The organism is Syntrophomonas sp. UBA1041, from assembly GCF_002316705.1.
Taxonomy (GTDB): Bacteria; Bacillota; Syntrophomonadia; order Syntrophomonadales; family Syntrophomonadaceae; genus DTU019.
Map to the genome: position 1 here is coordinate 67,752 of NZ_DCEA01000068.1, position 10,929 is coordinate 78,680.

Sequence of the window (10,929 nt, forward strand, 5' to 3'; positions counted from 1 at the left end):
AGCTCCCTTCTCTTCAGCTTTAGCCGCCAACCACTCATCAAAAACAGCCCGCAGCACGGTGAAAGACATGGGGGGCTTAGCTTCAGGATTGAAGCCCGGTTGGTGGAAGTCGATGGTAATAGCCCGTTCTCCGCTGAGCATCATGATCTGCTCATGGGTTACTCTTCTTTCCAGGGCCGCTTCTTCATATAGGTCTTCATCCAGCATCTCCAGGGCGTAGGTATACAGGCGGCCGCCGGTCACGTTTTTGCATCCCGGGGTATCCCCGCGTTCTATTACCAGTACATTTCTGCCCGCTTTGGCCAGAGTATAGGCACAGGCGCTCCCGGCCGGTCCGGCCCCGACTATTATGGCATCAAATTTATCCTCACTGCTCAAAAACTTACCCCTCCCTCAAACAAAGATTCGGTTTGCCTTTTATCAGCCTGAAAACAAACCGGCAGTAAGCCCTTTTTAAAAGCGTTATTTCTTCAGTGCTTCGGTCAGCAGTGGAACTACTTCATACAGGTCTCCTACAATGCCGTAATCCGCAGCCTTAAATATGGGAGCCTTCTCATTGATGTCGATAGCAACGATTAGCTGTGCGTCGCGAATCCCATAGACATGCTGAATTTGTCCGGATACACCCATGGACATGTACAGCCTAGGCTTTATAACCGCTCCGGATATGCCGATATAGCTCTCTACCGGCAGCCAGTGCCTTTCTTCGGCTATGCTCCTGGTACAGCCGAGCTCTGCTCCGACGGCTTCGGCCAGATCCCGGGCTATCTGAAGATCTTCGACTTTATCCAAGGCCATGCCCACACAAACTACTTTATCAGCCTTGCCGAGATCTACCCCCACTTTAACAACAGGTGCCGTTTCCACCACGGTTACCCGGGTGTCGGCTTCAAGTTCCAGGGTTTGTATGGCGGCTTCACCTTTAACCGTCTCAAATTTTCCGGCTGAAACGGTAACAACACTCAGGCCAGATAAAACTTCATTTTGTTGTACCGCACCTCCGTACATCATCCTTACACATTGTAAGTTCTGGCCGCTATACTCGATGGAGGATACGTCACTGACCATCGCGCAATCCAGATACCCGGCTACCCTGGCGGCCAAATCTCTTCCCCGGGGGGTGGCGCCAACCGCGAAAAATTCTGCATTCGCCTTTGTCAACAAATCAGCGATGGCTTTGGAGTAATTTTCTATCAGCTCACTCTTGCCGTCGATAACATAGATCTTATCGGCTCCGGAATTTTGCAGGGCCTGGGCATCTTTTTCGCTCAGGGTCAACAGAATGGCTTCTTTTCCTGCCGCTCTGGCAAATCCAATGATTTCTTGGGCAATATCGGTTTTGTCGCTGTATATGTAAACGCCTGCCATTAAAGCACACCTTCCTTTCTGAGCGCAGTTGCCAGTGCATTGACTTTGTCGGCAGTCTGGCCTTCATTGAAGATGATGTTCTTGCGGTTCATAATATAGCCCTTAAATTCTGTTACAGAGGTTTTAGGCGCCAGATCGATGCCCAGGTCTTGCGTTTTCAATTCGGTAACCGGTTTTTTGCCGGCCGCCAGAACCGCCTTAAGACCGGGTATGGGTGCGGGGTTGATTTCCGGCAGCACCGCTATTACAGCAGGGAGCTCCACCTTTACTGTCTGCAGGCAGTCATCCAGTATACGGACGGCAGTCAAGGTGTTTCCGCTGATCTCAATTTTACCTGCCGAGGTAACTACCGGCAGGTCTAACAGTGCGCCAATGCGGGGTGCGGTCTGCCTGGCGTAGGTGTCGCTGGCTCCTTCCGCACAGATGATAAGGCTCACATCCGGCATTCTTTTTATGGCAGCCGCCAAGGCTCTGGCAGTGCCGGCGCCATCGGCCTGACCGGCTTGCTGGTCGTTTATATACCAGGCTTCGTCGAGTCCCCTGGATAGCGCATCTTTGAGCGACGGTTTCGCCTCTGCAGTGCCGAAGGTAAGTCCTATTGCCTTGCCATTCAGTGAAGCGGCGGCCTGAACTGCTGCTTCAATGGCATTTTTGTCATAGTCGCTGATTTTTCCCTTGGCTTTGCTCAAATCAACCGTCAAATCAGTATTAATTCTAATATCCGCTTCATCAACTACCCATTTGTAACAGGCGATAACTTGGGACATAATAACACCTCCTCTTGGTTCTGTTCACCATCTCCTGTATACTCTGTGCGGAAATGGCCGATCATCTATAAATATTTAATTGCTGTCACTATACCATATTTCTAGTAAATATCGGAAGAATAGGTTTGCCCCCGATTAAAAGGCGCCCCCTTTCACACTGCGATGGAGTGCGGTCTTGGGGGAACGGCAGAAATCTATCAATAGGCTCAGTGTCAAGCAAGATAAAACCACCAGAACTATGTCAAAGGTAAAATTAAACAAGAACAGCTGCTTGGCGGTATCAGCCTGTCCGTTCCCTACCAGCGGCATAGGAAATTGCAGCAGGCCAATCAGCATCACCGCCCAGAAAAGCCGCAAACCTGACTCAACTTCTTTTACTCCCCGCCTCTTTATATACACCAGTACGGAAACGCCCGTTGCCAAACCGTAAGAAAATATCAAAAACCAGAGACTCCTGGGCAGATATTTCTCCCTTAAGGATGACCAAGCGGTGAATCTGTCAAATTCGCTCACCGGTTTCTCAATGTCCGCCCTTTGATATTTGCCCAGCACAGTTGAAGTAGTAAAGGCATGATCCGCAGTGTATTGCATTCCTGCCGCCAGCCTTTGCGGATGGGTAATATAAAACCGGACCAGATCAGCATTGCTGATTTTATTATAGAATTCTTCCCTGGTTATATCACTGAGGGGAACATATCTGACATATTCCCGCTCTTCCAAAAAAGCGTGTTTTCCCGCGTCTGCTGCCATGTCGGGACTTAATCCCAGATCAAGCAGGTCTTGAGCGGGGTTGGGGGAATCCTTTAATATTCCGTAAAACAACGAATTATAACGGGTATACTCACTCATCTGCTTATTGGTATAAGCATATCCCAGCGAATATGCGACCAGAATAAGGGAAAAAATTCCGAACAGCCATACTTGACGCGGTTTCAACAACCCCCGGTTTTCTCTCCACAGATTTATGAGCATGAGTATAATAACCGGCAGGGCTGATATAACCTGCAATTTGGAGCCCAGAAACAGAAAGGCCGCCGCGAATATAGGCACCATGGTGAGGAATATGGTATTTGCCGATTTTACTATATGGCGGTGATAAATATAGTAAAGCCATGCCGCGATATACAACGCCAGTGTGGTTATCATCATGGGCTCCCCGTACAAACTGTTGAACCACACCAGGTAATTGCCGTCCAAAAACACAAAAAAGGCTATCAATACGAATAACGTTAATTTCAACCGGTTTTTCACATTAAGGTGCTTGAATATTACATAAAAGGCGCACGAGTACATGATTACATAGGCAGCAGCCAAATATGCGGTTTTAAAAGTATCCTTTCCCAATAACAGGCATATTGAGTTTATCAAAGTGATCAGATAAGCCATGCTGGTGGCGCTTAGGCGCTTAAGCAGGTTGGGGGCGCTGACCGCAGAGATTCTGTATTCGGTTACCGGGTAGTCCAGGAACCTGACAAAACCGGGGTCATTAATCTGCTCCGGTTTGAGTTCCAGGCCGGAAACATTCATGACCCTGTCAAAATCGCCCTGATCGGCTACCCCGGGCTGAGGGCTTTGGCAAAGCACGTAGGCTATGATCAATAAACCCACCAGCCCCAATACGACCCATAAATACTTCAACAAATTATATCTTCTCATCTCAACCTTCTTCTATTTCTAAAAAACCTTATGCAAATCTAAACCAAGCAATTTTTCCGGGCGCTGCCCGTCACAGGTCAGATAAAGGGCAAAACCGGCATACAAGTTCAAACAAATACTATGCATAGTTTATCCATTTATGGGAAAAATACACTAGTAGTCTACAGAATTGCTCAGACACAGATTGGATTGATTCAAATTGAGTTTTAACCGAGAAGGTTTGTGGATATATGCAGGTTGAGGCCAAATATCAGAAATATAAGATTCTGGTTTTATATCTGGGGTACGGCGGCCTTACCACACTGATCAATATATTGGCCTATTCCGGCCTGGCCAAACTGGCGGGTTTACCTTACCTGAAGGCCAATCTCATAGCCTGGATCTTGTCGGTATTATTCGCTTATGCCACCAATCATCTCTTTGTTTTTGAGAGCAAAGCCCGGGGGTTGTTTCCCATTTTGGGACAATGTCTGGCCTTTTTTGGCTGCCGCCTGTTCTCCGGTCTGCTGGACATGACAATAATGTATGTGATGATCGATGTGCTTCACTCCAATGATTTATTGACCAAAATAATCTCCAATATAATCGTGGTCATATCCAATTACCTGTTTAGCAAGCACATAGTATTTCAAGATAAAGGTCAAGGAGAAGTGCTGTAATGAAACAAATATCGATTGTAGTGCCCTGTTATAATGAACAGGAGGTTTTGCCATATTTCTATGCCGAGGTGTCAAAACTGGCTGCGGATATGGCGTTTGTGGCATTTGAATTCGTTTTTGTCGATGACGGTTCACAGGACTGCACCCTGCCCCTAATTAAAGATTTACAGCGCCGGGATCAGCGGGTTAAATATCTGTCTTTTTCTCGTAATTTCGGAAAAGAATCGGCCATCTATGCGGGTCTTAAAAACGCCCGGGGTGATTATGTGGCTATCATGGATGCTGACCTGCAGGATCCGCCCATGCTGATCAAGGATATGTACCTTATCATAAAGCATGAAGGCTATGACTGTGTTGCCACCAGAAGAACCACCCGCAAAGGCGAGCCGCCGGTGAGGTCGTTTTTCGCCAGGCAATTCTACCGCATAATCAATACTATCTCCAATATTGAATTGGTGGATGGAGCCCGGGATTTCAGGCTGATGAGCCGCCAAATGGTGGATTCCATTCTGCAGATCTGTGAATATAACCGTTTTTCCAAAGGTATTTTCGCCTGGGTAGGTTTTAAAACCAAGTGGATGGAATATGACAATCAGGAAAGAGCTGCCGGCCAGACTAAATGGTCGTTTTGGAAGCTCTATTCTTATTCACTGGATGGGATCATGGCCTTTTCCACCACTCCGTTGGCGTTGTCTTCGGTGATAGGATTGGTTTTTTTCTTGGTATCTTTTGTAATGATTGTAGCCATGGCCGCTAAATACCTATTATGGGGCGGTTCTATATACGGGTGGCCCTTTATGGTCTGTATTCTGCTGTTTATTACCGGGATTCAGCTGTTTTGCACCGGCATAGTCGGCCAATATGTTTCCAGAACCTATTTGGAAACCAAGCGCAGGCCCATTTACATCGTCAAGGAATACAGTGACGAATGCCACTGAAGCCAAGAATCAATTGGTATTAATAAGAAATTTACGGGTTAGCCGGCAAATCTTAACCGTAGTTAACGAGTAATATGTTACATCCCCGTTTATCAATATTAAGCGGGGATTTATTTTCGCTCACTATCAGTTTACTTAAATATAGCGAACCAGCTCTAACCGCCTTTTATCATTGGCTGATTCGTGCCATTTTTTCCGCATATGCATTTAGATGATTAAAATTTATGTTGAGGCATTACCAGCCCTTGCAACGTTGCGTATCCTCCTCATGTATGATTCAGTGGGGATTACGCTTGCCTGCCGTCAAGGGTGAAACGCCCCTCCCCTCCATCTCGGGAGGGTTTGTTGTTGTTAGCATATATAATGTTTGGTTATATATAATATTATTAGAAGGAATATAAATTTATATGCAGAACTATAATAGTTGGTGCAATGAATTCATTTTTCCGCTTATAAACAAATGCTTTTATTAAGCTGAAATGTTTTCATTATTCCAGCCGCTAAGATAACGGTATTAAAGGAGGTGAGAAAGTGCTTTCAAGTGCAGGGTTTATGTCAACCACAAAGCGTTTAATGTGACATGCTTCATATGAACCGGTGGTTCGTTTTGTTTCAAACTACAGTGCCAAAAATGGAGAATTAAACCAATGGGAGCCTTTCTCAACCTATCCGCTATGCCGGTATGACTGCTTTTCATTCTAATACCAGCTACTGGCCCGGTTGAAGGTGATGAATCCATATAGCCTTTCAGGAATTTGCTCTCCTATGTTCACTGTTGAAACAGTACTGCTTTAACCCTGTATACTCGCATAATAGTCAAAATTTAATATGTCTTACGCTGACTCCAGAGCTGATTCCCCTAAAGCGACAGCCATTGGGGATTTAGCCGCGGTAAATCTGGAAACGGTTTTATCTCCCTTGCTTGGAAAAGAGTCATCTACCGGAACAGTTTTCTCAGTCTCCAAGATCTGATTATGAAGGTTATGAGTCCTGAGGCAAACTGCTACTTCATTCTTGGCTTTTCAGGCAAGGAGGAAGCCGCACCAAACTGCGGCTTTATGGTCAGTGTACATCCTGTGACCAGCCTCCTGATTAAAGTTAGGAGGTTTTCGTTTTAGGGCGGACACCTTAAAAAGTTTGGTCAGGACCGCATAGCAAGATTCGCAGGCTTAATAATTTTAGTGACAAGCTAGTCCAAATGTAATCTAGAATCTCACAATGGCAGTAATCATCATTCCTTTGCATCGCAATGATTTGAATGGGGGGAAGAGAATGAACGGCAAAATAACCCGCCGTCAGTTTATAAAAAGAGGCGGAGCTACGGTTGCAGCTGCAAGTTTAGGGTCGGCTTTGGGTTTTAATCTCATTGTTTCTGCAGCGGTAATCAAAGAACTGCGCACAAAAAATGTTAGTCCGGTACCAACTGTTTGTCCTTATTGCGGTTCTGGATGCGGTCTGGTAGTTTATGCGGAAAAAAAGGATGATAAATTTGTTAAGTTATTGAGCGTGGTTGGAGACCCTGATAATCCGGTTAATGAAGGATGCGCCTGTCCCAAAGGTTCAGCCATGTTTAATCTGAGAGAAATATATGAACCTGAAACCGGAAAGCAGATCATCAATCCCAGGAGGGTAGCAAAGCCTTTATACAGGGCTCCTGGATCAGAGAAATGGGAAGAAAAAGAGTGGGATTGGATTTTGGATGAAATCGCCCAGCGGATCAAGCAGACCCGCGATGAGAGTTTCATTCACAAAGAGACATTGTCTGATGGAAGTGAAGTAATCGTTAACCGGACCGAAAAAATAGCCTCAATTGGAGGATCAGCCCTGGACAATGAGGAATGCTATCTACTATCCAAGATGATGCGCTCGCTGGGTGTAGTTTACCTGGAAACTCAGGCCCGGCTCTGCCATTCACCATCTGTGGGCGGCCTGGCTCCTTCCTTCGGACGAGGAGTGATGACCAACTCCATGATTGACATGAAAAATACCAACTGTGCTTTAATCATGGGCAGCAACTTGGCCGAAAACCATCCCATCGGTATGAAATGGCTGAACAAGGGGCGTTTTGATCCTAAACGCCAGACCAAAATAATCAGTGTAGATCCCCGTTTCACACGAACTGCCGCAGTGGCCGATCTTTATTGTCCTATGCGTTCTGGCACCGATATCGCCTTCCTGGGCGGCATGATCAAGTATATTCTGGACAACGAGCTCTATCACCATGATTATGTGGTCAATTATACCAATGCAGCTTTCCTTGTCAGAGATGATTATGAGTTTAAAGACGGTTTCTTTTCCGGTTGGAACGAAACTAAGCAAAGTTACGATGTTAGCAGCTGGGATTATCAATACGATGAAAACAACAATATCTTGAAGGATGAAACCCTGCAGCACCCGCGTAGCGTTTTCCAACTCATGAAGCAACACTATTCTCGTTATGACATCGATACGGTATGCAAAATAACCGGATCTCCCCAAAGCAAGTACCGGGAGGTCTTGAAAATGTTTTGCGCAACTTCTGCTCCGGATAAGACGGGCTGCATATGCTATGCCATGGGAATTACCCAGCATACGGTGGGTAGTGAAAACATCCGGGCTTTTGCCATTGTACAGTTATTGTTGGGAAATATCGGACGCCCCGGTGGAGGAATCAATGCCTTGCGCGGTGAAAACAACGTTCAAGGCGCCACCGACATGGCTTTGCTGTATCACATTCTGCCCGGCTATATCGATTCACCCACTGACAGCGCTGATTATAAAGATCTCATTTCTTATATCCGCAAGACCACCCCGGGTGCAGGCAATCTGCAATTCAGCAATTTGAAAGAATTCCGGGCTTTGGCAGCGTCTGGCATCAAACATTCCGGCTGGCGAATACACACTTCCAAGTGGATTGTCAGTCTGCTCAAGGCCTGGTATGGGGATGCCGCTACCGAAGACAACGATTTTGCATATCACTATATACCCAAACGTCAGGATACCAAAAATTATTCGCACATCGGCTTATTCGAAGCCATGCACAGAGGCGAAATCGATGGCCTGTTCGTAAACGGCTCCAATCCGGTAGTGGGCGGCCCCAATGCCAATAAGGAGCAGGAAGCTCTCACTAAACTTAAATGGTTTGTCTGCATCGATCTGTGGCTACACGAAACCGCCGAATTCTGGAGCCACAAAGCCTGGGAAAGACCGGTAGAGAATGAAAAGGTAAAGCAGCTCACTCCACAAGACATTCAGACTGAAGCTTTCTTCCTGCCAGCCGCAGCTGTCTATGAAAAAGAAGGCACAGCTGCTTCCACCAGCCGGATGGTTCAGTTCCGCTGGAAGGGTGCTGACCCGGTCGGTGAATCCAAAGCCGACCTGTGGATTTATAATGAGCTGGTCAAACGAGTTCAAAAGCTCTATGAAGGCAGTACCCGTTCTGAAGACGAACCCATCACCAAATTAACCTGGGATTATGATGGTCAACATGGCGAAGAAGAACCCGATATTATGAAAGTGGCCAATGAATTGTGCGGCTTCCAGGTAGCCAGCGGCAAGCCTGTTGAGGGTTTTGCCCTGTTGAAAGATGACGGTTCCACCACCTGCGGGTGCTGGGTATACTGCGGAGCCACCACCTGGAAAGATGGCAAGATGTTTTATAAAGCACAGTCACGTAAGAAAGAAGATCCCGGTAATTTGGGCCTGTTTCCCGAGTGGGGCTGGGCCTGGCCGATGAACCGCCGTATTGTTTACAACCGCTGCTCGGTGCAGCCTGATGGCATTAACCCCTGGCCCGGCGATGATGACCGCAGGTTGGTTTGGTGGGATGCCGGCGCCGATGCCGGCGGTTCCTGGACCGGCCTGGACGTACCAGACATTAGCAAGACTACCGGACCTGACAAGCCGGCTTTTAATGATCCATTTATCATGCGTCCTGAAGGCAAAGGCTGCATCTTCGCCGCCAAAACCTCGATGAAAGACGGTCCTTTCCCTGAGCATTACGAGCCCTGGGAAAGCCCTGTAGCTCCTATTCTGAACAAAACCAGGGTAAACCCGGCTGCCAAAGTATGGGAGCCTGACAATCAAGGCAACGCTGGTCAGTATCCTATTATAGCCACTACTTTCCGCCTGGTGGAACACTGGCAGACCGGCGCTTTGACTCGCAACCTGCCCTGGCTGGCCGAGTTGATGCCCAATATGTTTATGGAGATGAGTGAGGAGCTGGCCCGGGATAAAGGGATCAAGAACGGTGCCAAGGTTATTGTCTCTACCACCCGGGGTGACATCGAGGCTCTGGCTTGTGTGACCAAACGCTTAAAGCCCTTTAAAGTAGGCGGCAAAGAAGTTCATGAGATAGCGCTTTCCTGGCAGTATGGCTTTAAAGGCTATGCCACTGGTGATCCAGCCAACCGCTTAACACCCCACATCGGCGACGCCAACACCATATGTCCGGAATATAAAGCATTTCTATGCGACATAAGGAGGGCGTAACAATGGCAAATATGACAAATCTGTATGATAGCAGCAAATGCACCGCCTGTCGTGCTTGCCAGGTAGCCTGCAAGAACTGGAATCAGCTTCCGGCTTCCATCAAGCCATTTAAGGGCAATTATCAGACCCATGAAGATACTGACGGCGACACCTTTACGATTGTCCTGATGAATGAAGTCGACACTGCCGCTCACGGTGTGGATTGGAACTTTGCCAAATTCCAGTGCATGCACTGCTTCGATGCCGCATGCATGAAAGCCTGCCCCAGGAATGCCTATACCAAGACTGAGTGGGGCGCCACCATCCATGACCCTGAAAAGTGCATCGGCTGCCAGTACTGCACTTTTGCCTGCCCCTTTGGCGTTCCCAAGCACCGCAAGCGCGAGGACAAGATCACCAAATGCACCCTGTGTGCTGACCGGGTAACCGAGGGCCTGGCACCGGCTTGCGCCACCACCTGCGCCCCCGGAGCCCTTAAGTTTGGCGATAGGGACCAATTGATCGAAGAAGCCCGTGAACGAGTTAGAGATCTGCAAGCCAACGGCTATCCCAATGCCACCATCTATGGCATCAATGAATTGGGGGGCCTGAACAAACTGTATATCCTGACCGATACGCCTGACAAATTCGGCCTGCCGGTCAATCCCAAGACCTATGGCACCATCAACTTCTGGCAGAACTGGGTGCAGCCTTATTTCGGCTGGCTGGTCCCCATCGCTCTGGGAGCGTCGGCGCTCAGCTTTGTAACCACCCGTTTGATGGCTGACAAAAACCAAGAACACCATGTGGAAGGAGGTCATGAGTAATGCAATGGATTCCAGAATACCGGGATGATGTACCCCGTGTAGAAAGATTCACCTGGTTGGCCCGGTTTAGCCACTGGGGACATACTGTGACCTTTCTGCTCTGCCTGTTCACCGGATTAATCCTCTTCCTGGACAGCGTCAACTGGTTGGCAGCCATATTTGGCGGCTATTACGGAGCTGGCTGGGTGCACCGGATCTCAGGTCTTGCCATGACAGCGTTGATCGGTTTCGGGTTCGTTTTGGGATTCAAAGGAGTCTTGCTGTG

Annotated in this window: 8 protein-coding genes, 1 pseudogene and 1 riboswitch; of the genes and pseudogenes, 5 read left to right on the forward strand and 4 right to left on the reverse strand. The window is 47.8% G+C overall.

The window, feature by feature from the left end:
• The 4 genes from B2633_RS10345 to wsfD form a co-directional block, all read right to left on the reverse strand.
• Positions 1 to 378, reverse strand: a 378-nt coding sequence (locus tag B2633_RS10345; protein ID WP_483170556.1) for an FAD-dependent oxidoreductase, incomplete at its 3' end; no start/stop codon positions are given.
• Positions 379 to 462: 84 nt separating this feature from the next.
• Entirely contained in the window at positions 463 to 1,368 is a 906-nt protein-coding gene (locus B2633_RS10350; RefSeq protein WP_483170558.1) for an electron transfer flavoprotein subunit alpha/FixB family protein, read from the reverse strand.
• Positions 1,368 to 2,135 (reverse strand): electron transfer flavoprotein subunit beta/FixA family protein, encoded by a 768-nt coding sequence (locus B2633_RS10355; protein WP_483170559.1) that lies wholly within the window; start codon positions 2,133 to 2,135, stop codon positions 1,368 to 1,370. Before B2633_RS10355 ends, B2633_RS10350 begins: the two co-directional genes overlap by 1 nt.
• 135 nt (positions 2,136 to 2,270) lie before the next feature.
• The gene (gene wsfD / locus B2633_RS10360) at positions 2,271 to 3,791 is read right to left on the reverse strand and encodes a glycan biosynthesis hexose transferase WsfD (protein ID WP_483170560.1); all 1,521 of its coding nucleotides are present in this window, start codon (positions 3,789 to 3,791) and stop codon (positions 2,271 to 2,273) included.
• A gap of 230 nt (positions 3,792 to 4,021) precedes the next feature.
• Here wsfD and B2633_RS10365 point away from each other — a divergent pair, with 230 nt between their 5' ends.
• The 5 genes and pseudogenes from B2633_RS10365 to B2633_RS10385 form a co-directional block, all read left to right on the forward strand.
• A complete protein-coding gene (locus tag B2633_RS10365; RefSeq protein WP_483170561.1) occupies positions 4,022 to 4,450 on the forward strand; it encodes a GtrA family protein in 429 nt (142 codons plus the stop codon).
• Complete coding sequence (locus B2633_RS10370; RefSeq protein WP_483170562.1) at positions 4,450 to 5,388, forward strand: glycosyltransferase family 2 protein; 939 nt, start codon at positions 4,450 to 4,452, stop codon at positions 5,386 to 5,388. Before B2633_RS10365 ends, B2633_RS10370 begins: the two co-directional genes overlap by 1 nt.
• Before the next feature lie 830 nt (positions 5,389 to 6,218).
• Positions 6,219 to 6,337, forward strand: a riboswitch (molybdenum cofactor riboswitch).
• A gap of 323 nt (positions 6,338 to 6,660) precedes the next feature.
• On the forward strand, positions 6,661 to 9,858 hold the full coding sequence (gene fdnG, locus B2633_RS10375) for a formate dehydrogenase-N subunit alpha (RefSeq protein WP_483170563.1): 3,198 nt from the start codon (positions 6,661 to 6,663) through the stop codon (positions 9,856 to 9,858).
• A 2-nt stretch (positions 9,859 to 9,860) separates the two neighbouring features.
• Positions 9,861 to 10,664 carry a 4Fe-4S dicluster domain-containing protein gene (locus B2633_RS10380; RefSeq protein ID WP_483170564.1) on the forward strand — a complete coding sequence of 268 codons (804 nt, stop codon included), beginning with the start codon at positions 9,861 to 9,863 and terminating at the stop codon, positions 10,662 to 10,664.
• Positions 10,664 to 10,929: pseudogene (locus tag B2633_RS10385) on the forward strand (formate dehydrogenase subunit gamma); the annotation flags it as partial. The gene B2633_RS10380 and the pseudogene B2633_RS10385, both read left to right, overlap by 1 nt.